The organism is Faecalibacterium sp. Marseille-Q4164, assembly GCF_017377545.1.
In the GTDB taxonomy this organism is placed as follows: domain Bacteria; phylum Bacillota; class Clostridia; order Oscillospirales; family Ruminococcaceae; genus Faecalibacterium; species Faecalibacterium duncaniae.
Genome location: NZ_JAFREJ010000001.1, coordinates 618875 through 643220 on the forward strand (window position 1 = coordinate 618875; position 24346 = coordinate 643220).

Here is a 24346-nt window from a genome sequence, read left to right on the forward strand (position 1 = left end):
AGGAGTATATTGCGATATGTTACCCTCAATTCTTGCCAGCCAACTCGAAAAAGGCATTGGTGATTACATCGAAACTACATTTCCCATGAGCAACGCTCCCTTCAAAGGTTCCGTTGCAGAAATGCTTGCTCAGAAAGGCTCTGTTTATCATGAACCTTATCTTGCCGTGCGTCTGCCCTTCCGTGTTGCAAAGGAAATGCCAACCTGCTTTGAGGCAATTCACCCTGCATATCTTCCCTATGTTCATCAGCAAAAAGCGTTTGAACGACTGACTGGCAATGACGGCCGTTCTACACTGATTGCAACCGGCACAGGCTCCGGCAAAACTGAATGCTTCTTGTACCCCATTCTGGAATACTGTTACCAGCACCGTGGGGAGTCTGGCATCAAGGCGCTGATCATCTATCCTATGAATGCCCTTGCCACCGATCAGTCCAAGCGAATTGCAGAACTGATTCATAACAGTCCCGAACTGCGCGGCAATGTAACTGCCGGTATGTATGTTGGCGGTCTGGAACGCACTCCGTCCCGCACCATGAGTGAGCATGGCATCATTACTGACCACGAGACTCTGTTGAACAGTCCGCCGGATATCCTGCTGACCAACTATAAAATGCTGGACTATCTGCTTGTGCGCCCCAAAGATGCCCTGCTTTGGAAGCAGAATAATCCAGAAACGCTAAAGTACATTGCAGTGGATGAGCTGCATACCTTTGATGGTGCACAAGGCACCGACCTTGCCTGCCTGCTGCGCCGTCTCAAGCGCCGCCTTGGTATCTATGATGGGTACCTCTGCTGCATTGGCACCTCTGCTACCATGGGTTCCAAGGAAAATAACGGTGCCATCCTGAATTATGCCGAGGAGATCTTTGGTGAGCCATTTGAACGAGATGCCGTCATCACCGAGGATCGGCTCAGTGCCGATGAGTTTTTTGCTGGACAGTCGACCTCATTCTTTGCCTTGCCTTCCGCAGATCAGACTGCACAGCTGGTAGCTCTTGCCGAAGAGGACGATCCTTCCGCCTATCTTCAGTGCGCGGTAAAGGCATGGTTCCCGGATTTTTCGCAGGACGTTCTATCCGACAGTGGCCGCATTGAACTGGGCCGGGTTCTTCTGCAGCATGTATTCCTACAGTCTGTTCTACACCTAACGGAGGGCAATTACTATCAGGTTTCCCGCATTGTGGAAGCGTTGGCACCACATTATCCGGCACTGAATGAATTATCCGATGCTTCTGCCGCGCTCAACTCGCTCTTTGCACTGGTTTCTCATGCGCGCACCGGTAAGCCGCGAAAATTACGCCCGTTCCTGAATGTACAGGTGCAGCTTTGGATCCGGGAACTGCGGCGCATCGTTGCCAAGGTCGATGCGGAGCACATCACTTATAAAATTGCGCATGATCTGAACCGACAGCAGGCCAAACAGCACCTGCCCGTTGTCAACTGCCGTGACTGCGGCATCACCGGCTGGGTCACGATCCTGAACGAGCGTCAGAACGCCACCATTGTCAATCTTGAAGCGTTTTACAACCAATATTTTAAAGCAGATGAAAAAGTCGTGATGCTTTTCCCTCATCCGCATGAAAATGTTCCCACCGGAATGCTGCCTGCACGCATCTGTCCAGACTGCCTGCAGGTAAAACTGGGGATCGACGGCAGCAGCGAATGTGCCAGCTGCGGCACCCGCATGGTGGACATTCTGATTCCCAGTCCGATTCGGACAACCGGCCCGAAGCAGCATAAGCAGTACATCTGCCCCTGCTGCGGCAGCCGCCGGGGACTTTCTCTGATGGGTGTACGCAGTGCCACGGAGATCAGTGCCAGTATTTCTCAAATGTTCGCTTCCCGCTTCAACGATGATAAAAAGACGCTTGCCTTTTCCGATAATGTGCAGGATGCTGCTCATCGCGCTGGATTTTTCAATTCCCGCACCTGGCGGTTTGGTCTGCGCACGGCAATTCAGCGTTATTGCGCAGAATGTGGTTCAGGTCAAAGCCTTGCTGATTTTCAGGCCGGGTTTGTGGATTACTGGCACCTGCACATGACCGATGAAGAATTTGTCAGCTTTTTTATTCCGCCCAATCTAACCTGGAAGCGTGCATACGAAGAAATGACGCAAAATCGTAAGCTCAGTGATGACAAGCAGGCGCATATTTTGATGCATGAGATTGAGCAGCGCATCCAGTATGAAATCATGCTGGAATATGGTCTTACCAGTAAAATTGGACGCACTCTGGAACGGTCGGCTTGCTCGGTTCTTTCCTTTTCTCCTGAGGATATTGAGCAGATTGCTGCAGCAGTCCAGCTGCGTGTTGTTAACGAACTGGGTATCATGTCTCGGGAAGACCGCATAATCTTTCAGCGCATGGTCATCGGTTGGCTGAATCTACTCCGGTGCAATGGTGCTTTTAAAGATGTTGTTTTTGATGAGTACACCATCAATGATGGCAAAAGCTATATGCTTTCAAACGACCGCAATCGCTGGCTGCCCGGTCAACAATCCGGGCGTAATATTCCTCGTTTTATAGCTGAATACCTTGGAAAAAGCCATCCTACTTCTGAGTTTGATTTACCATCTTCGCGCCGTTACACAGACTGGATTGCTTTCTGCTGCACAGAATCAATTCTTGACGAGCTCAATTTCCGTGCTATCAGCAAGCTGATTCTGGAAGAATCTGTGAAGAACGGCATTGTCGTATCTGTGCCTTCTTCCGCAAACTATAAAGTCTATGGCCTGAACAAGAGCCGTGTCTTCCTTACAAACGATGTTATCCAGCTGCGCTGCGAACATTGCGGTGCGGTGTATTCGTTTTCTGCCGAAAGCCTGCCGCTGTGGGAAAATGCGCCCTGTCCTCGGTCTGCCTGTGGCGGTAAACTTGTCGAATATAAATCATCCGGCATCAATTACTATGGCCGACTTTACAGCACCGGCGATCTGGCGCGCATCAATGCACGGGAGCATACTGGCCTGCTGGAACGCCCAGATCGTGAGCAACTGGAGAAGGATTTTAAGCGTAGCAAGGAAAATCGTTCCAACTGGGACCCCAATGTTCTCTCCTGTACCCCCACTTTGGAAATGGGTATTGATATTGGTGACCTTTCCACGGTCATCCTGTGCAGTATGCCGCCTGCACAAAGTCAGTTTCTGCAGCGTGTTGGCCGTGCCGGACGCAAAGACGGCAATGCTCTGACCTTGGCAATTGCAAATGCGCGGCCACATGACCTCTATTTTTACGCAGATCCTTTAGAGATGATCTCCGGTTCGGTCACACCACCAAAAATCTTCCTGCGCGCTTCCGCTGTATTGGAACGGCAGTTCATGGCTTTTTGCATGGATTCTTGGGTGCGGAAAGGCATTCCTGATGATGCTATCCCCGATAAGGTCGGTATTATTCTGAAGAAACTGGATGCGCGGCCTTCCGATATGTTCCCTTTCAATTTTCTCAACTACGTGCAGAGTACACTTTCCCGGCAGATCAACTCTTTTGTCCAGATGTTTTCCGCTTATCTGGACGAAAGCTCCAAGGAAGAGCTGCAAATATTTGCCCGCGGCACTGGAACCACAGAAAGTTCCATGCACATTAAAATTCTGGATGCCTTTGAAAGTTTGAAGAAGCAGCAAAACAGCCTGCACAACAGCGTAAATTCCCTGAAGGTCATGATCCAGCAGCTGGAAAACAAGCCCAAAGACAGTTCTTACGACGAAGAGATCAAGGAACTAAAGGGCGAGGAAGCGGCTCTATTGACCGTTTTGCAGGAGATCAGCAAAAAGAACGTTTTCAACTTCTTGTCCGATGAGGGATTGCTGCCCAACTATGCTTTTCCGGAGGCTGGGATCATTCTGCGGGCGGTTCTCTACCGAAAGTCCGATGAGGAACTTCCGTCTGCCCGAAAAAAGTATGAAAAGCTCGTCTATGAATACAACCGCTCCGCTTCCTCTGCCCTCAGTGAGTTTGCACCGAGCAACAGTTTCTATGTGGATGGTCGCAAACTGACGATCGATCAGGTAGACCTGACAACTGCTCAGAGTGCCCTTTGGCGTCTGTGTCCAAACTGCTCTCATGCGCAGCTTGAAACAGCTGGCCGGAACACAGCAGCCTGTCCTCAATGCGGAAGCCCCGCTTGGGCCGATTCCGGTCAGATGCGCAACATGCTGAAAGTGCAGATGGTCTACTCTAACATGGACTACGCCAAGAGCTTGATTAGTGATGAAAGCGACGACCGCTCTAATATCTTTTATTGCAAGCAGCTCCTTGTAGACGTAGATGAGGACCATGACATCTCCTGTGCCTATCGCATGGACAATGAGGAATTTCCCTTTGGTTACGAATTTGTCCGTAAAGCAACGCTGCGGGAGATCAACTTTGGCGAGAGTGACCTGACAGGTGAAAAGTTATCGATTTCTGGTGTCGAGGAAGTGCGCAAAGGGTTCCGGATCTGCAAATATTGTGGTAAGATTCAGACTGACAGCAAGCCGAATAACCACAGCTATTCCTGTAAGACACGCAAAATCCCTGCGCTCTCACAGGCCGATGCCTATGAAGAATGTCTGTTTCTGTATCGTGAATTCAGCACAGAGGTTCTCCGACTTCTGATTCCCGCTACGACGATGAACTCTTCTTCCGTCCGGATGGAATCCTTTGTTGCGGCCTTCATGCTTGGTATGAAAGAATATTTTGGCAATGTCGATCACCTCCGGGCTGCTGTCAGCGAAGTACCCGTCCCGGATGCCGACTATCGCAAACAGTATCTCGTGATCTACGATTCGGTTCCCGGCGGCACGGGATATCTGAAGCAGTTGATGCATGAAAAAGATTCTTTGATTCAGATTTTTGAAAAAGCCCTTCATGTTATGGAAACCTGCTCCTGCAAAGACGATCCGCAGAAGGACGGCTGCTATCATTGCCTATATGCGTATCGCCAGAGCCAGCAGATCGGTAATATTTCGCGTGCAACTGCCATTCGGCTGTTGAAAACGATTCTTTCCGGTAAAGACCATATCCAAAAAATCGATATGATCAGCAGTATTCCTGTAAACCCGCTGTTTGAAAGCGAATTGGAATCGCGCTTTTGGGAAGCGATCCGTCTAAAAGTTGGTGCTGCAAATATCAGTGACACCGTAAGAAACGGAAAACACAGTTATTATCTCAAACTGAAGCACTCTGCTTGGGAACTTGAACCTCAGGTTTCACTGGGTCCAAGCAACGGTGTATCCGTTCCCTGTAAACCAGATTTTGTGTTCTGGCCTGTAGCCGCGCCCGGACACAAGCCCCTAGCGGTGTTTACGGACGGCTTCCTATATCACAAGGATATCGTTTCCGATGACACCATCAAACGTGAAGCACTCCGCCGCAGTGGGCAGTTCCGGGTCTGGTCCCTGAGTTTTAAGGATGTTCAGAACGTTTTTATCCCGCAGGGGGATTACGCCACTTCTGTTTTAGCGGTCGAAAAAATGCCGCTCGGCAAGGTGATGTACCGTTCCGAAGTACGAAAGCTCCATGCAGAGGTACTTGATCCTGCAAAGCTTTCTGCGTTTGACCTCTTGATTGCCTACCTGAATCTGCCGGATGCCGAAACGATCTTCCACGCACAGGCACACGCTTATGCACTTTCTCTGCTGTATCCGGCATTCATCAAGAACAATGCGGCATTCGATCAATGGCATCAGGTCTTTCAGGATGTGAACGATCAATTGCATTTTACAGATTCCAGTTTCCGCTTTGGGCTGACCGCTTATGGAGCGTGGGTCCCTCGTGCTGTAAATTCTCATCTGGCTCTCTATGCAGGCATTTCCGCTGCATCCATGAAAGCAGATGGTGCTGTTACCGTCTTTGCCGTCCTGAACGATGACAAGAACAGCCGCACAGATAAATACGAACCGGAGTGGAACGGTTTCTGGCAGTTTTTCAATCTGATGCAGTTTGCCTCAGAATTTGCTGCCGTTTCTTCTACCGGGCTCAGGCGCATGGACTATCTCGCACTTCCCGTTTCCCAGAGCAGCTGTTCTTCGGCGGAAGCCTCTTCCACACCCGATTCCGGATGGAATTCCATCGGTGAATTGCTATTTGACGAAGATGCGAAAGCATTCGCTGCCTTGGCACAGAAAAGCGGTATCCCAGCACCTGCTGAAGATTTCATTGGATTTGAGGCAGCTGGTGCAGATGGAAATGTCATCGCAACGATTGAAATTGCTTGGCCGGACAAGAAATTGGGATTTATGACTTTTGAACAGTCCATTGATCGAGAAAAGATGGAGCATCTCGGCTGGAAAATATACACCGCAGCCGATCTATCTGGTCTTGATTTAAGCAATCTATTGGGAGGAAAGAACGTATGACAACTGCAAAAGTCGCAATTTCCGCTGATTTTTTGACGGCCTTTGCACACCTTCCCCGTCAGGTGCAGGGCAAAGTTACCGAACTTGTCAACAAATTCCGGAATGACCCTGCTTCGCCGGGAATTCACTACGAAAAGATAAACTCTTGTATCGATAAAAAAATATATTCCATTCGTATCGATGATGCCTACCGCGGCATTGTCGTTCGTCAATCCGAAGTTTATCTGCTTTTATGGGTCGATCATCACGATGAGGCCTACCAGTGGGCCGCCCGAAAACGCTGTGAAGTAAACCCGAACACCGGTTCACTTCAGGTTTTTGATGTACAAACGGTTTCCGAACCGATCGCAGCACACAGTCAGCCGCTTCTGTTTTCTGCTTTCAAAGACGCGGATCTGCTTCGGCTGAGTGTTCCTGAAGCGCTGCTGCCTTATGTCCGCAGCTTTGAAACAAAAGAACAGTTTTATCAGGCGCGATCTTCCTTCCCGGCAGATGCATACGAATATCTCGCCTGGCTTGCAGAAGGCTTTTCCATGGAAGAAGTTCTGGAACTTGCTAACGAAGAATGCAATACCTCTCCCGCAGCACAGGATTTGTCGGCAGCATTGGAACAGCCCATTACCATGCGGTCCTTTGTCGTCGTGGAAGGGGAAGACGAACTGCGCCGCATCATGGCTGCACCGCTTGAAAAATGGCGTGTTTTTTTACATCCGGCTCAGCGAAATCTGACGCAGAAAAATTACTCTGGCCCTGTTCGTGTTCTGGGTGGTGCAGGAACGGGAAAAACGGTTGTCGCTCTGCACCGCGCTAAATATCTGGCATCTCAATGCACCGGGCAGCAGCGTATTCTTTTTACGACCTATACGGCGAACCTCGCCGCAGATATTCAGGAAAATCTCCGCAAGATCTGCTCGATCGAGGAACTACGCAAAATTGAAGTCATTCATCTTGACGCATGGGTCAGCCGCTTTATGCGCGAGTCCGGCTTTTCTTTCCAGATCGGCTACGATGACGCCTTGGCTCCTATATGGGAAAAGGCGCTCTTTCTTGCAAACACGGAACTGCCTTACGACGTTTCTTTTTATCAGGAAGAATGGAATCGGGTCGTGATTTCACAGGAGGCGATTACGCGTGACCAATATCTGAAAGCCTCCCGAAACGGCCGCGGCACACGGCTGGACCGCAGAAAGAGGCTTCTTGTATGGCAGGTTCTGGACAACTACCAAAATCTGATGAAAGAGCATCAGATTCGCGACATCAATACTGCCATGTATGAGTGCACAAAACTTTTACAGGGCAGCAGTGTAAAATCGCAGTATGCCCATATCATTGTAGACGAAGGACAGGATCTAAGCGATAACGCATATCGCCTGATTCGTGCTCTGGCCGGCCCGGAACACGCAAACGATCTTTTTATCGTGGGTGATGCGCATCAGAGGATCTATCGGAATCGGCCTATCTTATCGAAATGCGGTATCAATGTCCGCGGCCGAAGCAGTATTTTAAAGATCAACTATCGCACCACAGAGGAGATTCGGCATAGTGCATTCTCCTTCTTAGAGGGCCTCTCTTTTGACGATTTGGATGAAAGTACCGATAGCGGAACCCAATGCCAATCTTTGACCCACGGAGAACCTCCTATCATTCGGAATTTCCCGGATGCAAACGCAGAATTCAACTTCATTTATACTGAAATCCGGAAGCTACAAAATTCTGGTATTTTGCTAAAGGAGATTTGCATCGTTGCGCGTACAAAGAACCTTACAAACGATTATCTGTCCCTGCTGACAAAGGCCAGCATCCGTTCTTACGCAATCAAACGGAATCAACCTGACAATCGAAACTTTGATGGAATTCGTGTCGCAACCATGCATCGTGTGAAGGGGCTCGAATTCAAATACGTCTTTATTGCTGCCCTCAATCACCGCGTTGTTCCTCTAGCTGCTGCCATCAATCACATGGATCCAATCTCCGAAAAAGAATCCATCACATCCGAAAAATGTCTGCTTTATGTGGCTATGACACGCGCGCAAAAGGGAGTTTACATCACAAGCTATGGTACTTGCTCTCAGTTCCTACATCAATCTGACTGAAATACTTTCTATATGTAATTCCTCTACTTCTTTTTGTTGAATTTTTGGCCTACCCATGGTAATATTGAATTACCATTACAAGGAGGATTTCCTATGAAACTCACAAGCCTCTATGTGCATGACTTCAAGGGCTATAGAGAACATCAATTTGATTTGCTGGGAAAAAGCACCGTCCTTTTCGGTGTAAACGGTGCTGGCAAATCAACCGTTCTGACAGCCATTAATTATTTAATGTGGCCAGTTTTGAACCGTTTAAGCAACACTCAGGGAATTGCTTTCCGCTCCTTAAATACAGAATCTGTTCATGCTGGCTTTGGAATGATGAACCTTGGTGCTGATTTCAGCCTGGCTGGTGAAACCTTGTCTTTAAGAAAAGATTATATTAAAGCCAAGCCCGGAAAAGCTCCACGAGTAATTCCATACAAGGATTTATACGATTCTTTTGTTGAAAAATTTACAGCAACTTATCTCTCTGAGGGATCAGAAAACAATATGCCCATTTTCGTCAATTATGGAACCAATCGTTCCGTCCTTGACATTCCTCTTAGAATTCGTACCAATCATGAATTTTCGCAGCTGGCAGCTTTAGAGCGAGCCAGCGAGAATGAATTGGATTTTCGTTCCTTTTTTGAGTGGTTTCGCAATCAGGAAGACATCGAAAACGAAACAAAAACAGAAACCAAAAATTTCGATTATGAGGATGTTTCTTTAGGGTGTGTCCGCACAGCTGTCTGTTCTATGTTGGATAATGTCTCCGACCTAAAAGTTAAACGTAGTCCCCTGCGCATGACAGTCAAGAAGAATGGTCTAGAAATGCGCGTTGATAATCTTTCTGATGGTGAGAAATGTACCCTCGCTCTCTTTGGTGACTTAGCTCGTCGTATTGCTCTGGCTAACCCTTCTCGCAGCAATCCACTTGAGGGAGAAGGTATTGTACTCATCGATGAGATTGAACTTCATATGCACCCTTCTTGGCAGCGAAAAATTCTCGGTGCATTAAAAAGTACTTTTCCGAACATTCAATTTATCATCACAACGCATTCTCCTCAAGTGATAAGCGAAGTAGATGACAGTTACAATCTTTTCGGTCTGAAGCAGGAAAATGACGATGTAATCGTTAAACCCTATAATGTGCATGGATGGGATACCAACGGAATTCTGCATAGCGTAATGCATACCACTGAGCGTCCCGAAAATGTTGTACGAGCATTTGAAGCATTCGATAGCGCCATCGAATGTAACCTTGAAGAAGCATCTAAAATTCTTCAGTATCTGAAAGAAACTGTTGATCCCAACGATCCAAAGTTGACAGAGTGTGAAGTTCGTTTCGATTTGGAGAATCGCTGAGGATTAACTATGATTAAAATCAATAAAGGTATTGAGCCTGTAGAGCTTACGAAATACAAACAACAGCCTAATGCATCCTACCGAGATATGCATGGTGCTCCCTCAGGAAAAAGTAATTCCGATGGAACTCCCATCGATGTTTATACTATAGTTCTGAATCGTCTAATTCAGGAACAAGGGTGTATTTGTGCTTATTGCATGTGTCGAATTCCAGAAAAAGGAAAGAAAGCAACGATTGAGCATATTGACCCACAGAGTGCCACTTCTGAAGAGAAAGCCTTAGATTATCGGAACATGCTTGCTGTATGTAATGGAAATCGTGATGCTCACAATGACAAAGAAAAATCCTGCGATGCACATCGCAAAAATGCTCCTTTAAGCGTCAATCCATTAAAATCAGATACATTATCTTCTCTCAAATATCTATCCAATGGCGAAATAACTGCCTCTGACGATGCTATTAAGAAAGACCTCTGTGATACTCTCAATCTAAACTGCTCAGAAAGACGCATCCCGGAAAACAGAAAGGCCGCCTTAACTGCATACCTTCGGGTCTTTGTCGCCAAACATCCCACCGGCGATATTAAAGAATCTTGCCGACGGGAGTTAGAAAAATATCAACAGGAATCCCCCAAAATGCCATACGTTGGTATTATTTTGGATTGGCTTACTCGCCATACCCAATAGTATACCTCTTACATCTCTTATTGAGCATTGGGGCAGTGGTATTCCGTGCATCATGGGAAAAGTCAAAGCCTATGGTCTTCGAGATCCAGAATTTATCGGCGGTGAAGTTGATTTGCGTATCAATATCTATCATAACCAACTGAATGCCGCCAGTGCTGCTCAGGACATTCCTCAGCATATGTGAGTGCCGACAAACAATGAGCAGTGCCGAGAAAGTGCCGACAAATGAACAAAAGCGGCAAATTTACAACTATGTCCTCGAAAACCCATCCATTACAACTACCCAAGCTGCTACTTTGTTAAACATCGGGCAGCGTCGCGCACGAAACCTTTTGATTAAAATGGTAGATGATCGGTGGCTAAATAAGGAAGGTGCTTCTCGCAGCACTGTTTATGTAATCAACCATGACACTGTGTAATGTTCCTCTGTTCCCCAGAACGACCGCTCAATCTGCTCTTTCCTCCCCTTTCCCTCACACCCACATCGCATTGTTCCCAAGAACGAAGCCTGAAAATGTACGATTATGACATCAATTTGCAGGTGTCGAGCCATTGCGAGTGTATCACGGCATTAACTCGCATGAAACCTTGATTTCTAGCACTTTCAAGGTTTGAAGAGCAGTAATTTTCCACCTTTGAACCGGCTCCAGATCAGTCAGAATAATCTTCACCGTCTCCTAGAACTACAAACAAGAAAACCGCCCTGCCGTATAGCTACGACAGAGCGGTTTTCTGCTGTATGGACTCGAAGGGAGTCGAACCCTCGACCTTTCGGATGCGAACCGAACGCTCATCCCAACTGAGCTACGAGCCCTCAACTGTCCTCTGACCACTAGAGCCAGAGGACATCGTTCATTTTGACTTTATTATTTTACTGCTTCTGGAATCATTTGTCAAGAGTTTCTACCTTCCGGCGAAGCAGACTCATGGGGGGCAGCTCCGGGGTGGGGATGGTGTACTTTTCCATGGCGTGGGGGGTGGATTCCACGCTCTCCCCTGCCTCGTTTTTGATCCACTCCGGGTGCAGCGGGATGCTGCGCCCATCCGGGCAGAGCACCTCCAACGTATCCCCAAGGCTCCATTTGCCGCGCTGCTGGCAGGAGGCAACACCATTCTCCCAGCTTTCCACAGTGCCCACAAACTCCCACTCACGGATATAAGTAGCGCTGTCGGTTGCCTGACGGGCCTGGTCGCGGCCAAAGTAAAAGCCCGGGGAGTAGTGCCGGTGGCTGGTACGGGTCAGCTCGGCCAGAACATCATCGCTCAGCTCAAAGTTATCGTTGAGCGGGTCGGCCAGATACTGATCCAAAGCCTTGCGGTAGGCGGCGGTGACGCTGGCGACATAGTAGAACGTCTTGGCGCGGCCCTCGATCTTCAGGCTGTCCACACCTGCCTTGCAGATGAGGTCGATGAAGGGGGCGGTGCACAGATCGTTTGCATTGAGGATATAGCTGCCGTTCTCATTTTCGCCGATCTCATACAGCTGGCCCGGGCGGGTCTCCTCGCTCAGGTAATACTTCCAGCGGCAGGGCTGGGCGCACTGGCCCCGGTTGGCATCCCGGCCTGCCATGTAATTGGAGAGCAGGCACCGGCCCGAAATGCTCATGCACATGGCTCCATGGACAAACGCCTCGATCTCCAGCTCCGGCGGGGTCTTATCGCGCAGGGTGGCGATATCCTGCAGGCTCATCTCACGAGCAAGCACCACACGCTTTGCACCCATGTTGTAAGCGGCACGCGCAGCGGCCCAGTTGGTGATGCCGGTCTGGGTGGACATGTGGACATCGATCTCCGGGGCGAACTGCTTACAGGCTTCCAGCACGCCCAGATCGGCCACGATAAAGGCATCCACACCGGCGGTGGCAGCAGCCTTGATGGCTTCGGGCAGACGGTCAGCTTCCTCATTGGTGGGCAGCGTGTTCATGGTCAGATAGACCTTGCGGCCACGGGCATGGGCATAGATCACACCCTCGGCCAGCTGCTCCGGCGTAAAATTGGCAGGTGCCGACCGCATACCGAACTCCGGCAGGCTGCAATAAACAGCGTCTGCTCCATAGTTGATGGCATAACGCAGGCGCTCCAAGTCGCCTGCCGGGGCCAGCAGTTCCGGGATCTGTAACATAAAATCGTCCTCTCTTTTTAACACCCTCTCTATCATCGCTGACGCGATGCCGCCTCATCGGATCGGTTTCTGCAAACCTGACTCCGGAGCCGCAATTGGCACTCCCCTTTGGGAGAGCTTTCAGCATAGCGGACTGAGAGGGACTTACTTCTTCAAACTCTGATTGACCTCAGCCGCTTTCCGGCAGTTGGCCTGATGTTCAGCATAGGTCTTGGCGTAATAGTAGTGACCGGAAAGGTCCGTAACAAAGAAATAGCAGTCCCGGACTTCCTCATCGCACTGAGGTGCCAGAGCAGCCTGGATCGCGGCAAGGCCCGGGTTCGAGATGGGCCCGGCGGGCAGGCCGGTGCAGGTGTAGGTATCGTAGGCATTCCGGATGTTCTCGGGGATATCCTCCCAGCCGCCATAATACGGAGCCACCCAGTTCCAGAGGTAGTTGTTGTCCGCATCGCTCTGGACATAGCTGGAGGTGTTGCTCTGGAGCTTGGGGTAAGGCGAACCCTCGGCCAGACGGTTGCGGAACACCTGCGCCACATTGGAATCCTGATCGTTGCCCGCTTCCTCCTGCACAAAAGAAGCCAGTGTAATGACCTCGGGCAGGGTCAGCTCCTGCTTTTCCAGTTCCCTGTACATCTCGTCCGTAAACTGTTTATCGAAGTGTGCATAGAACGTTGCAACGTAATGATGCACGGTATCGTCCGTCAAAAACTCATAGGTGTCCGGAAAGAGGTAGCCCTCACACTTCATAAAGCGGTCGGGGGCATCGTCCGGGACATACTGCCAGAAGGTGTACTCACTGAAATCTCCGGTGTTGGCTTCTTCCAGAAACTCCTCGGCAGTACACAGACCGGCTTCCTCCATTTTCCGGGCAATTGCAATGGCGGTGGTACCCTCCGGGAAGGTCAGACGCACCGAATCCGCCTTGGCATACGTGGACAGCTCTGCGATCAGGCCATCGTAGGAATACCCGCCGGTTTGCAGCGTAAAATCACCGTACTGCAGTTTTCCGGCGGCACCCTTGTGCCCCACATACCAGCGGAACAGATAGGCCGAACGGATCACTCCAGCCTCCTTCAGCTCCTTTGCGATGGCAGCAACGCCGCTGCCCTGGGGGATGCTGACGGTCACCTCTGCACCGGGCTTTCCTCCATTGCCGTTGATCTCGTTATACGCAAACACACCTGCTACACCGACTGTCAGTACCAGCAGCAACAACACGGCCAACAGGATCTTCAGCACACTGCCTTTTTTCTTTTTCTGGTGTTTCTCTGCCATATCCACGTTCCTTTCAATCCATCATCAGGCGCATGTAGCTCTCCGAAACATCAAAAGGTTCTCCTTCAAAACGGATGAGGCCATACTCCTGCCGGGTTCCCTCGCCCAGGAACAGATTCTGGGCAGCCCCCACCGTGATGACGGCCTTTTCCACAATGACCTCTTTCTCCCGGGCGGCTTCCATCAGCACCTCGGCAGCACGGTCATTTTCCGCCATCATCTCCACAAAGTAAAGGGTATCCTCCCTGCGGAAATAGATGCCGTAGCCCTGCTCACTGGATACGATGGTTGCGCCACGGGAATACAGGTCCCGCAGAACTTCCCCCATCTGCTCCGGCGGCAGCTGAACGGTGTCGGGCCAGTATTTTGCCCGCAGCTCGCAGAGTTTTTTTGCCGTCACGGAATCGAATTCCGCCTGGCTCCACAGGTTGCGCTCCACCTCCCGGGGCAGGCAGCGCAGGGCAAAGGCTTTCTGGAAGCCTTTATCCTGCAGCAGCGTTGATTGTTCCGGGCTGGCGGGCACTGCCACCACAAAGCCTGCGCCCCGCAGTTTCTGCTGGGCGCACAGGGTATCCACCAGGCCCGCAAGGAGCAGGCTGCCCTGCCCGCACAAACCGAACAGATAGCTGCCCGGGCGGCCCTGCAGGGTCACCGGCACAGCCAGTGCCACAGCCTCAATGTGGTCGTTTTCCTCCGCGACGTAGACATTCTGCACCCCGGCAAAGCGTTCCACAGCGCCACGGACAAACTCCTCCGTGTCGCCGCGCTGGGCCTGCCACAGGGCCAGCACCTCCGCCCAATCGGACGGCTGCATCAAACGGTACATGATATAGGATGCCTCCTTTTGTTTCAAATAACAGCGAGAGCAAGAGTTCTGACCTCTTCCTGAATATCCTCAATGCTCCGCATCTTCTCCCCTGCCGTGCAGTGGACGGTATCCCAGCCGAGGTGAGCGGCACAGTATTCTGCCGCCCGGCGGCTACGGGCCAGATATTCGGTGTCCTTTTCATGGACATCCTTCTTGGTCTCGTCGCCATGGTAGCGGGCAGTCATCAGCCGCTGGCTCACCGCCGGATCAACCTGCAGATAGATCACTTTATCCGGTGCAGGCAGGCCCAGCAGGTGGTATTCATAGTCAAAAAGCCACTGCAGGAATGTGTCCCACTGCTCCGGAGGGAGCTTCGAGCACTGATGCACGGCATTGGAGGTGGTGTAGCGGTCAGCGATCAGGATGCCGCCTTCCTCATAGAACTTGCCCCAATCCGACTTATACCCCGCATAGCGGTCCACCGCATAAAAGCTGGATGCCGCGTAGGCGTTGACATCGTCAGGCTTGTCGCCAAACTGCCCGGCCAGATACATCTTGACCAGCGCACTGGAATCACTGTCATAATCCGGGAAGGTGATCTCTCTTACCAGATGATCCGTCACCGTCAGGTGCTTTGCCAGCAGCTTGGCCTGCGTGCCCTTGCCGCTGCCGTCCAGCCCTTCCAGAACGATCAGCTTGCCTTTGCTCATACACCAGCCTCCTGCTTAATGGCCTCATACTTTGCGCGGACTTCGGCAGTTCTGCCGCAGCACATCTTGCCCTCGGGGCAGGGGCCGCTGACACAGGCCGGGCCGGCCTTGGCAAAGATATGGGGTGCCACCGGGTAGACCAGCCGGAACATTTCCTCAGCCAGCTGACGGATCTCCCACTGAGCGCGGGAGCAGCAGCGCAGATGGAAGAAATTCTGCAGACTGCGGGCGTTCATGGTCACGACCATCTTCGTCTCGCAGGCGTTGGGCAGCACAAAGCGGGCATCCTCATTGGCCTGTTTGGAGGCCTTGGCGCGGGCCTGCTTTTCCGGCATTCCCTCCGCCATCAGGCGGGCAGTGTGGCCGTCCTCCAGCTTTTTTGCAAGGTCCAGGTAGCGTTTCGCATCCTCATCCATGCTCTCAAGAAAGGCTGCCTTTGCCTCAGGGATGGCCTCGATCTCCGGCGGGATGACATAGTGGAAGTCGTCCAGCCGGACATACCGCTGGCTCTGGACACTGAAGGATGCGATGCGGTGCCGGGTGATCTGGGCCAGCAGGGTGCGGCTCACACCCTCAATGCCAAAGGTGAAGCTGGCATGTTCAATGGGGCTGGCATGGCCCAAGTCGCTGAGCATGGTCAGGAACTTGGCCGTTTTCTCCTCGGTCAGGCCGTCCAGCAGGTCGGTGATATGGGCATCGGAGTAGCAGAGCTTGGCCGCTGCCGCCACCACCTTTTCCGGTTCCGGGGTATGTGCGATCAATCGAACGGTCATCATAGTTTTCTCATTCCTCCGTGATTTTCGTCAGCGGCGCAAAATTTGCCATGGTTTTCTTCACGCCGACCTTTTCAAAGTTGATCTCCACGATCTGGTCTCCGGCAGCGGCCTTGACCGCCAGCACCCTGCCCCGGCCAAAGACCTTGTGCTCCACAATGTCGCCCACCTCGTAATGTTTTGGGCCGGTGGATGCCGGGCGGGAAGCTGCCGGGCTCCCCGGAAAGCTCACGGGTTTGGACGCTGCCTTGGGGGCCGCGGGGCGGCCATAGCCCGCGCCAAAACCGGAGGAGCCGGACGCGTGCGGGGCGCTGCTTCCGCTGCCAAACCCGGAAGCACTGCTGCCACGGCCTGCATAACCGGAGCCGAAACCGCCGCGCTCAGAGGCATTGTATTCCCGGTTGAGGTAGCTGCCGCCGGTGCGGCCGCCGAAGCTGCTGGAATTGCGGCCCCAGCCGGACGCGCCGGAGTAGCCCGAGGCCCCGCCGGGAACGGTATCACTGTAACTGGAACCCCAGCCCATGGAAGAACGGCGTTCCAACGCCGGGCTGCGGGTCTCTTCTATATACTCAGGCTCGATCTCCCGCAGGAAGCGGCTGGGCTCGTTGCGCTGGGTGCGGCCGTAGAGCATCCGGGAGACGCTGTTGGAGATATACAGCTCTTTCTTGGCGCGGGTGATGCCGACATAGGCCAGGCGGCGCTCTTCCTCCAGATCAGCCTCGGAGTATTTGCTCATCTCGCTGGGGAACACCCCCTCCTCCATGCCGATGAGGAACACATAGGGAAATTCCAGACCCTTTGCGGAGTGGATGGTCATCAGGACCACCTGGTCAGCGCTCTCGTTGTAGCTGTCAATGTCGCTGATGAGGGCGATATCCTCCAGGTAGCCTTCCAGTGAAGCATCCTCGCCGTGCTGGTCGCAGTAGTTTTTGACGTTGTTGACCAGCTGGCCCAGGTTCTGCAGGCGGTCTGCCGCATCCTCGTGGCCCTTGGCCGCATCGGCTTCCAGCATGGCCTTGTAGCCGGTCACCTCAATGACATCCTGGGCAAATTCGTCCAGTGTCCTGGTTTCCAGCGATTCCTGCAGTTTTTCGTAGATCTGCCAGAATTTCAGCAACGGCATAACGGCACGACTGAGTTTGGCGTATGCATCCGCGTGGGAGATGACTTCCAGCATACTGATTCCCTGCTGGGCGGCAAGGTCAGCGATCACGTCAACAGTGGTATTGCCGATCTTCCGGGCAGGCTCGTTGATGATGCGGCGCAGGCGCACATCATCCCGGGCGTTCGCCACGATGGACATATAGGAGTGGATGTCCTTGACCTCTTTGCGGTCATTGAAGCGCTGGCCGCCCACGATCTTATGGGGAATGCCCGCGCGGGTAAAGTAGCTTTCGATGGGGGCCGACTGGGCATTCATACGGTAGAGCACCGCATGGTCCGCCAGATGCCCGCCCTCTTTCAGGTGCTCACCGATGACATCCGCAATGTGCATGGCTTCGTCCTGCTCATTCTCGGCAGTATAGACCTGCACCTTGTCGCCCTCGTCGTTCCGGGTCCACAGGGTCTTGCCCTTGCGCTCGGTGTTGTGCTGGATGACGCAGTTGGCAGCATTCAAGATATTGGAGGTGGAGCGGTAATTCTGCTCCAGACGGATGGTCTTGGTGCCGGGGAAGATGCGCTCAAAGTTCAGAATGTTCTCAATGGTGGCACCGCGGAAACGGTAGATGCTCTGGTCATCGTCACCGACAACGCAGATGTTCTTTTCCGGGCCGGTGAGCAGGCTGACCAGCCGGAACTGGGCCACGCTGGTATCCTGATACTCGTCCACCAGCAGGTAGCGGTACTTGTTCTGGTAGAACTCCCGCACATCCTCGTGCTCCGCCAGCAGCTGCACGGTCTGGTAGATCAGGTCGTCGAAGTCGAAGGCTCCTGCCTCCCTGAGCTTTTTTTCGTAGGCGGCGTAGACTTTGGCGGCAATGGCTCCCTTGGTGTCCCGCGCTGGGGTGCGCAGCGCCTCCTCCGGGCTGACCAGCTGATCCTTCCAGCGGCTCATCTGGTTGATGGCGCTCTTGATCGGGAAGAACTTATCGTCGATGCTCAGTTCCTTATAGACCGCCTTCATCACGCGCTGGGAGTCATCGGTATCATAGATGGTAAAGCTGCGGGGGTAGCCGATGGATTCTGCCCAGCGGCGCAGGATGCGCACACAGGCCGAGTGGAAGGTGGAGGCAAACACCTCGTCCCCCTCTTCGCCGCCCAGCATATTGCGCAGGCGCTCCTTGAGCTCCCCTGCCGCCTTGTTGGTAAAGGTGATGGCCATCACGTTCCAACTGCGGACAGCGTTCTGCCTCAGCATCCCGTCCAGCCAGGCGGGCGCATCGGTGCCGGTCATAATTGCCGTTTTCAGGGCCTTGACATCCTCCTCTGTTACCTCACGGGGGGTCCAGCTGGAACCGTGGGCCGAGCCAAACCGGATCAGGTTTGCGATGCGGTTGACCAGAACAGTGGTCTTGCCGCTGCCTGCACCGGCCAGAATGAGCAGCGGGCCGTCGGTGGTAAACACCGCCTGCCGCTGCATATCGTTCAGGCGGCCAAACTGCTTTTCAATATAGGTATCGCGCAGAGCGCAGAATTCCTGTTGGAGACTTGCTGCCATTGTTTCACCTGTTCTTCTATAAAATTACTTACTTTATAAGTATATCACAATTCAAGAGGGTTGTACATATTTACTCCCTCAGTCACGCTTCGCGTGCCAGCTCCCTCTAGGAGGGAGCCTGATCCCTTGCGGCAAAGAAAAGGCCCCCTCTCAGAGGGGGCTGTCTGCGTTAGCAGACTGGGGGAGTAACGCAAAAAGCCCGACGGCTTATAAAACCGTCGGGCAAAGCTTTTACGAAAAATCAGCCGAAGATGTTGATCAGGATACCGGCAGCAACTGCGGAACCGATAACGCCAGCGACGTTGGGGCCCATGGCGTGCATCAGCAGGAAGTTGGAGGGGTTCTCGCTCTGGCCGACCTTCTGAGAAACACGGGCAGCCATGGGAACAGCGGAAACACCAGCGGAGCCGATCAGGGGGTTGACCTGACCGCCGGTCAGGGCGTACATCACCTTGCCGCACAGAACGCCTGCAGCGGTACCAAAGGAGAAGGCGATCAGACCCAGCACGATGATGAACAGGGTGCGGCTGTTCAGGAAGGTGTTTGCAGAGGTGGTGCAGCCAACAGACAGAGCCAGGAAAATGGTGATGATGTTCATCAGCTCATTGCCGGCAGTCTTCTGGATACGATCCACAACACCGGACTCCTTCATCAGGTTGCCCAGCATCAGCATACCGACCAGAACGGCTGCATCGGGAACGATCAAAGAAACAATGATGGTGACCATGATGGGGAAGATGATCCTCTCGGTCTTGGACACGGTGCGCAGCTGCTTCATTACGACCGTGCGCTCTTTCTTGGTGGTAAGCGCCTTCATAATGGGCGGCTGGATCACGGGCACCAGAGCCATGTAGCTGTACGCCGCAACGGCAATGCTGCCCAGCAGCTCAGGTGCCAGACGGGAGGTAACAAAGATGGCAGTAGGGCCGTCTGCACCGCCGATGATGGAGATTGCAGCGGACTGCTTCTGGGTGAAGTCCACAATGCCGGTAGCGGCCAGCAGACGAGCGCCCATGTAAGTACCAAAAATACCGAACTGAGCGGCAGCGCCCAGCAGCAGACTCTTGGGGTTGGAGATCAGGGGGGCGAAGTCGGTCATGGTGCCGATGCCCAGGAAGATCAGCGGGGGGTAAATGCCCAGCTTGACACCCATGTAAAGCATATCGGCCAGACCGCCGTTATTCAGGATCTCGATCCACATCGGGTGCTCAAGACCATCACCAACGAAGTACTGCATGTGGATAACGCCGCTGCCGGGCAGGTTGGCAAGGATCATGCCAAATGCCATGGGCAGCAGGATCAGGGGCTCAAATTCCTTTACGATGGCCAGGTACAGCAGGAAGCAGCCCACGCAGATCATGATCGCGTAGAGGTAGCCGCCCGGCTCACCGAACCGTGCAAAGCCGGAACTCTGGAAAATACCGACCAGAGTATCGATAAACTGTGTCATGTTTTTCCTCCTGTGTTAAAAAGGTGCGGTGGTGTCGTTGACACCAGCCTTGCTCCAGCCATTTGCAGCACGGCGCACGGCCTTCAGGGTGTACTTGCCATTGCCCATGGCATGGATGGCAGCCATAATTGCGGCAACCACATCGCCGGGAATGCCTTCCTCCACCACAGGGGCGGGAGCAGCCTGCTGCACGGGGGCAGCGGGCTTTGCGGCAGCCTTGGGAGCTGCAGGCTCCTTGGCGGCCTTCTTCTTGGCGGCCATACCGTCGAAGATCTTGCCTTCCAGCATGATGATGAGCATCAGCAGGACGAGGATGGCAAACACCAGCACGATACCGGTAATGGTGATAACCACATCAGAACCCAGATTCATGGTCTTCCTCCTAATAATAATTTACTCCGCACTCCGGAGCAGACCCCGGCGCGCAAAAAGCGATTTGAAAATATTATACAATATTTCCCGACCTGATTCAACAAGTATGAACAAAATTTTGTTGCAACTTTTCCAATTTCTTAACGAGCCGGGCCGGCACCCCATTTAACGGCGGCCCATGCGGGGGGTCGCATCCAGGAAGCCGGTCTCCAGCTTATCGTTCAGGCCCAGGCTCATGGCAGTGCCCAATGCCACGCAGTTCACGGGATCGGGCGAGACGGCCACATCCACCTTGAGCTCCTGGCTCAGGTATTCGGGCAGGCCGTGCAGCTGTGCGCCGCCGCCGGTCAGCACCACACCATTGCGGAAGATATCGCCTGCCAGCTCGGGCGGGGTCTTTTCCAGCACCTGATGGGCGGCAGTGCCGATCTGCTCACTCAGCATCATCACAGGCTCGTAGAGGTCGCTGGTGGAAACATTCACCTTGATGGGCAGGCCGGTCAGCAGGCTGCGGCCCTTGACCTCCATCGTCTCGTCGAAATCAGCCTTCTGGGGGCAGCAGGCAACGTTCTTTTTCAGCTGCTCTGCGGTACGCTGGCCGATGGCAATGCTGAACTTGTTGCGGACATGTTTCAGGATCTCGTCATCATAGTGGTTACCCGCCACACGGACACTGGTGGCCTTGACCTTGCCGCCCAGAGACAGGACAGCAATATCGGTGGTGCCGCCGCCGATATCAATGATCATCCGGCCATCGGGCTGGGTGATGTCGATGCCGGAACCCAGTGCAGCGGCAATGGGCTCATCGATCAGGTAGACCTGACGGGCACCGGCGGCCATCACGGCCTCCACCACGGCATCGCTCTCAATGCCGGTGATGGCAGCGGGCACGCAGACAGCCACCCGGGGCTTGACCATGTGGGAGCTGTACACCTGATTCACAAACCGGCAGATCAGCTCCCGGGTCATGGTGTGGTCGCTGATGACACCGTCCTTCAGCGGGAAAATGGCGGAAATATAGTTGGGGGTGCGGCCTACCATGGCCAGGGCCTTGTCGCCCACCTCCAGCACGGAGTTCTTGCGGGTATCCATTGCCACCACGCTGGGCTGGTTGAGCACGACCCCCTGCCCTGCCTGTGCAATGATAATGGTCGTTGTGCCCAGATCGATGCCGATGTCATTCTGTGCCATAATGAAACGTTCCTTTCTCTGCTCCCCTGTTTTCTATCGTAAATGCCCGTTCGGGCGGGAAATCAAATCAATTTATATTGTAGCATAAGCCAGTAAAAAAGTATAGACCAAACCTCGCCGTCCTCCCTGTGGGATGCCGTCCTTCACTCTGCCGCCATCTGTTCCGGCGGCAGATTCTCTTTCAGCAATTCGCACAGGCCGCTGTACCGCAGGTTCTGCCGGACATTGGACATCATCCGGTTCACCACATCCCGCCGCCCGGCCACGATGCACAATTTGCGGGCGCGGGTCACGCCGGTGTAAAAGAGGTTGCGGTAGCAGAGCCTTGGCGGCACCTGCGCCACCGGCAGCACCACCGCCGGGAACTCGCTGCCCTGGCTCTTGTGCACCGTGATGGCGTAGGCGATCTCCAGTTCGTTCAGGTTTTCCGCCGGGTAGAGCAGGCGGCGGTCATCCATCCGCACCACCATGGAGCGGTCGCGCATGTTGATGGATTCCACAATGCCGATATCACCGTTATAGGCTCCCACGCCCTGCTCCCCGCCAATGCGGTTCCAGACGATCTCGTAGTTGTTCCGCACCTGCATCACCTTATCGCCCACCCGGAACACCCGGGAGGCGCTCTGGAGCTGGGGTTTGCCCTTTTGCTCCGGGTTGAGCAGGTTCTGCAACTCCACATTCAGCGCCTGGGTGCCGGTGGGTCCCAGCTTGGTGGGGCAGAGCACCTGAATATCCCGGACAGGGTCAAAACCATAGCTCCGGGGCAGACGGGTGGTAACAAGATCGCACACCAGTTTCTGTGCCGCATCGCCGTCCGATTCCAGAAAGAAGAAATCGTCTGTCTTACCGCCCTTCTGCAGCGGCTCACTGCTGATGATGTGGTGGGCGTTCTCCACAATAAGGCTGCGTTTAGCCTGCCGGAAGATCTCGTTCAGGCAGACGGTGGGCACCAGCCCGGAGCGGATGACCTCCCCCAGAATGTTGCCGGGCCCCACGCTGGGCAGCTGGTCGGCATCGCCCACCATAATAATGCGGCAGCTGTACCGCAGGGCTGCAATGAGCGCCTGAAACAGCTTCACATCCACCATACTCATCTCATCCAGAATGACCACATCGCATTTGAGCAGGTTCTTGTCATTGTGGATGAAGCTGACCACGCCGCCGGAGTAGTCCACCTCCAGCAGGCGGTGGATGGTAGAGGCCTTGCGGCCGGTCAGTTCACTCAGCCGTTTGGCCGCACGGCCCGTGGGGGCACAAAGCGCCACCCGGTCTGCCTGATGCTCCAGCAGCTGCAGGATGGCGTTGACCGTAGTGGTCTTACCGGTGCCGGGGCCGCCGGTCAGCACAAGGCAGTTTTCGGTCATGGCCTTGCGGATGGCTTCCCGCTGCAGGGGCGCATAGGCAAACCCCTGGGTCAGCTCCAGCACCTGGATGTTTTTATCAAGGTCCCGCACCGTCTGCTTTTCCCGCTTCGCCAGCAGGGCCAGCCGGTCGGCAATGGCCTGTTCTGCTTCCAGCAGGTCAGGCAGATAGATATACGGCACCGCCTCCAGCATCTTTACGCCAAGCTGCCCGGTCTCAATGCAGTGGTCCAGCGCACGGGCCAGCTTTTCGGGCGGCTGCTGGATGAAGTGGGATGCCGTGTCCAGCAGCTGCGTACGGGGCAGGCAGGTGTGGCCGTTGCCCGCGTTGTGGCGCAGGGTGCGCAGAAGCGCTGCTTCCAGCCGCTGGGTGCAGTCTCCTTCCATGTGGTAATACTGTGCAATGCTGTCGGCATGGCGGAAATCCAGCTGCAGGGGTTCCCCACAGAGCAGATAAGGGTTCTGGGAGATGGCCTGCATGGCACTGGGGCCAAAGACGCGGAACACCTCCATGGCGCGGCGGGGGCTGATCTCGAACTGTGCCAGATAGGCGATCAGTTCCCGCATTCCGAACATCCGCTTGAACTCCTGCTGGATGCGGTCAGCTTTGTCCGCCGAGATGCCGGGGATCAGGGTGAGCTGGGCGGGGTCGTTGGCGATCACCTCCAGCGCCGCCGCGCCGAATTTGTCGATGATCTTATTGGCCGTGCGCGCCCCGATATAAGGCAGGGAGCCGCTGGCAAGAAAGGCGTATACCGCTTCCAGATCCTTCGGCATATCGGTCTCGCACTCCTGGGCGTGGAACTGGCGGCCATAGGTGGCGTGGTTCTCATATTTACCGCGGCAGACCACACTCTCGCCCGCATGGAGCTCGCCCACGATCCCGCACACCACGGTGACCGTGCCGCCGCCGGAAATTTCAAACACCGTGTAGCCGTTGTCCGGGTTCTCGTAGATAATGTCCTCCACCGTTCCCTCGATCTGTTCCAGCTCCATGCTCCTCACCCCCTTGTGACATAATTATTTATAGTATAATCGTTTTGGTGTGATTTGTAAAGGAATTGGGCAGGCCCTGTTCTATACATCCCCTCAGCCCTCGCTAACGCCAAGGCCTCGCCTACTCGGAGAGGTTGGACGGAGAAGAGCGCAACAAAAGAGCCG

The 24346-nt window shown here is 53.7% G+C and carries 15 protein-coding genes and 1 tRNA gene; 5 read left to right on the top strand and 11 right to left on the bottom strand.

The window, feature by feature from the left end; translation table 11 throughout:
* Positions 1-16 precede the first annotated feature (16 nt).
* The 5 genes from J3352_RS02915 to J3352_RS14380 all read left to right on the top strand — a co-directional run bounded on the left by J3352_RS02915 (position 17) and on the right by J3352_RS14380 (position 10648).
* Positions 17-6337: a DEAD/DEAH box helicase gene (locus J3352_RS02915; RefSeq protein WP_156065880.1), complete on the top strand. Its 6321-nt coding sequence runs from the start codon at positions 17-19 to the stop codon at positions 6335-6337.
* On the top strand, positions 6334-8430 hold the full coding sequence (locus tag J3352_RS02920) for a UvrD-helicase domain-containing protein (RefSeq protein WP_156065882.1): 2097 nt from the start codon (positions 6334-6336) through the stop codon (positions 8428-8430). The genes J3352_RS02915 and J3352_RS02920 overlap by 4 nt, the downstream gene beginning before the upstream one ends.
* A gap of 93 nt (positions 8431-8523) precedes the next feature.
* Positions 8524-9777, top strand: a complete 1254-nt coding sequence (locus J3352_RS02925; protein WP_005936130.1) for an AAA family ATPase — start codon at positions 8524-8526, stop codon at positions 9775-9777.
* A gap of 9 nt (positions 9778-9786) precedes the next feature.
* Entirely contained in the window at positions 9787-10464 is a 678-nt protein-coding gene (locus J3352_RS02930) for a retron system putative HNH endonuclease (protein ID WP_156065884.1), read from the top strand.
* A 52-nt stretch (positions 10465-10516) separates the two neighbouring features.
* Positions 10517-10648: a hypothetical protein gene (locus tag J3352_RS14380; RefSeq protein ID WP_255568881.1), complete on the top strand. Its 132-nt coding sequence runs from the start codon at positions 10517-10519 to the stop codon at positions 10646-10648.
* A gap of 556 nt (positions 10649-11204) precedes the next feature.
* Here the strand turns inward: J3352_RS14380 and J3352_RS02935 are convergent.
* The 11 genes from J3352_RS02935 to J3352_RS02985 all read right to left on the bottom strand — a co-directional run bounded on the left by J3352_RS02935 (position 11205) and on the right by J3352_RS02985 (position 24181).
* Positions 11205-11278 (bottom strand) — tRNA-Ala (locus J3352_RS02935).
* Between the two features lie 72 nt (positions 11279-11350).
* Positions 11351-12586, bottom strand: a complete 1236-nt coding sequence (locus tag J3352_RS02940; RefSeq protein ID WP_156065888.1) for a U32 family peptidase — start codon at positions 12584-12586, stop codon at positions 11351-11353.
* Between the two features lie 144 nt (positions 12587-12730).
* Positions 12731-13861 carry an endolytic transglycosylase MltG gene (gene mltG / locus J3352_RS02945; protein ID WP_156065890.1) on the bottom strand — a complete coding sequence of 377 codons (1131 nt, stop codon included), beginning with the start codon at positions 13859-13861 and terminating at the stop codon, positions 12731-12733.
* A gap of 13 nt (positions 13862-13874) precedes the next feature.
* Positions 13875-14687, bottom strand: a complete 813-nt coding sequence (locus J3352_RS02950; protein ID WP_097773776.1) for a hypothetical protein — start codon at positions 14685-14687, stop codon at positions 13875-13877.
* A 23-nt stretch (positions 14688-14710) separates the two neighbouring features.
* Positions 14711-15379 (bottom strand): deoxynucleoside kinase, encoded by a 669-nt coding sequence (locus J3352_RS02955; protein WP_005936151.1) that lies wholly within the window; start codon positions 15377-15379, stop codon positions 14711-14713.
* Positions 15376-16155: an FAD-dependent thymidylate synthase gene (gene thyX / locus J3352_RS02960; RefSeq protein ID WP_005936154.1), complete on the bottom strand. Its 780-nt coding sequence runs from the start codon at positions 16153-16155 to the stop codon at positions 15376-15378. Before thyX ends, J3352_RS02955 begins: the two co-directional genes overlap by 4 nt.
* Before the next feature lie 7 nt (positions 16156-16162).
* Complete coding sequence (locus J3352_RS02965) at positions 16163-18811, bottom strand: ATP-dependent helicase (protein ID WP_156065892.1); 2649 nt, start codon at positions 18809-18811, stop codon at positions 16163-16165.
* A gap of 241 nt (positions 18812-19052) precedes the next feature.
* Positions 19053-20261, bottom strand: coding sequence for a sodium ion-translocating decarboxylase subunit beta (locus J3352_RS02970; protein WP_156065894.1), 1209 nt, complete (start codon positions 20259-20261; stop codon positions 19053-19055).
* Positions 20262-20276: 15 nt separating this feature from the next.
* Complete coding sequence (locus tag J3352_RS02975; protein ID WP_097771767.1) at positions 20277-20633, bottom strand: OadG family transporter subunit; 357 nt, start codon at positions 20631-20633, stop codon at positions 20277-20279.
* A 165-nt stretch (positions 20634-20798) separates the two neighbouring features.
* The gene (locus J3352_RS02980) at positions 20799-21824 is read right to left on the bottom strand and encodes a rod shape-determining protein (RefSeq protein WP_154277187.1); all 1026 of its coding nucleotides are present in this window, start codon (positions 21822-21824) and stop codon (positions 20799-20801) included.
* Positions 21825-21967: 143 nt separating this feature from the next.
* The gene (locus tag J3352_RS02985; protein ID WP_156065896.1) at positions 21968-24181 is read right to left on the bottom strand and encodes an ATP-dependent RecD-like DNA helicase; all 2214 of its coding nucleotides are present in this window, start codon (positions 24179-24181) and stop codon (positions 21968-21970) included.
* Positions 24182-24346: the final 165 nt, after the last annotated feature.

What these genes read in the sequence shown, in the direction of transcription:
- J3352_RS02915 (WP_156065880.1), top strand. Translation starts at nt 17, where the DNA reads ATGTTACCCTCAATTCTTGCCAGCCAACTCGAAAAAGGCATTGGTGAT.
- J3352_RS02920 (WP_156065882.1), top strand. Translation starts at nt 6,334, where the DNA reads ATGACAACTGCAAAAGTCGCAATTTCCGCTGATTTTTTGACGGCCTTT.
- J3352_RS02925 (WP_005936130.1), top strand. Translation starts at nt 8,524, where the DNA reads ATGAAACTCACAAGCCTCTATGTGCATGACTTCAAGGGCTATAGAGAA.
- J3352_RS02930 (WP_156065884.1), top strand. Translation starts at nt 9,787, where the DNA reads ATGATTAAAATCAATAAAGGTATTGAGCCTGTAGAGCTTACGAAATAC.
- J3352_RS14380 (WP_255568881.1), top strand. Translation starts at nt 10,517, where the DNA reads ATGGGAAAAGTCAAAGCCTATGGTCTTCGAGATCCAGAATTTATCGGC.
- J3352_RS02940 (WP_156065888.1), bottom strand. Translation starts at nt 12,586, where the DNA reads ATGTTACAGATCCCGGAACTGCTGGCCCCGGCAGGCGACTTGGAGCGC.
- mltG (WP_156065890.1), bottom strand. Translation starts at nt 13,861, where the DNA reads ATGGCAGAGAAACACCAGAAAAAGAAAAAAGGCAGTGTGCTGAAGATC.
- J3352_RS02950 (WP_097773776.1), bottom strand. Translation starts at nt 14,687, where the DNA reads ATGTACCGTTTGATGCAGCCGTCCGATTGGGCGGAGGTGCTGGCCCTG.
- J3352_RS02955 (WP_005936151.1), bottom strand. Translation starts at nt 15,379, where the DNA reads ATGAGCAAAGGCAAGCTGATCGTTCTGGAAGGGCTGGACGGCAGCGGC.
- thyX (WP_005936154.1), bottom strand. Translation starts at nt 16,155, where the DNA reads ATGATGACCGTTCGATTGATCGCACATACCCCGGAACCGGAAAAGGTG.
- J3352_RS02965 (WP_156065892.1), bottom strand. Translation starts at nt 18,811, where the DNA reads ATGGCAGCAAGTCTCCAACAGGAATTCTGCGCTCTGCGCGATACCTAT.
- J3352_RS02970 (WP_156065894.1), bottom strand. Translation starts at nt 20,261, where the DNA reads ATGACACAGTTTATCGATACTCTGGTCGGTATTTTCCAGAGTTCCGGC.
- J3352_RS02975 (WP_097771767.1), bottom strand. Translation starts at nt 20,633, where the DNA reads ATGAATCTGGGTTCTGATGTGGTTATCACCATTACCGGTATCGTGCTG.
- J3352_RS02980 (WP_154277187.1), bottom strand. Translation starts at nt 21,824, where the DNA reads ATGGCACAGAATGACATCGGCATCGATCTGGGCACAACGACCATTATC.
- J3352_RS02985 (WP_156065896.1), bottom strand. Translation starts at nt 24,181, where the DNA reads ATGGAGCTGGAACAGATCGAGGGAACGGTGGAGGACATTATCTACGAG.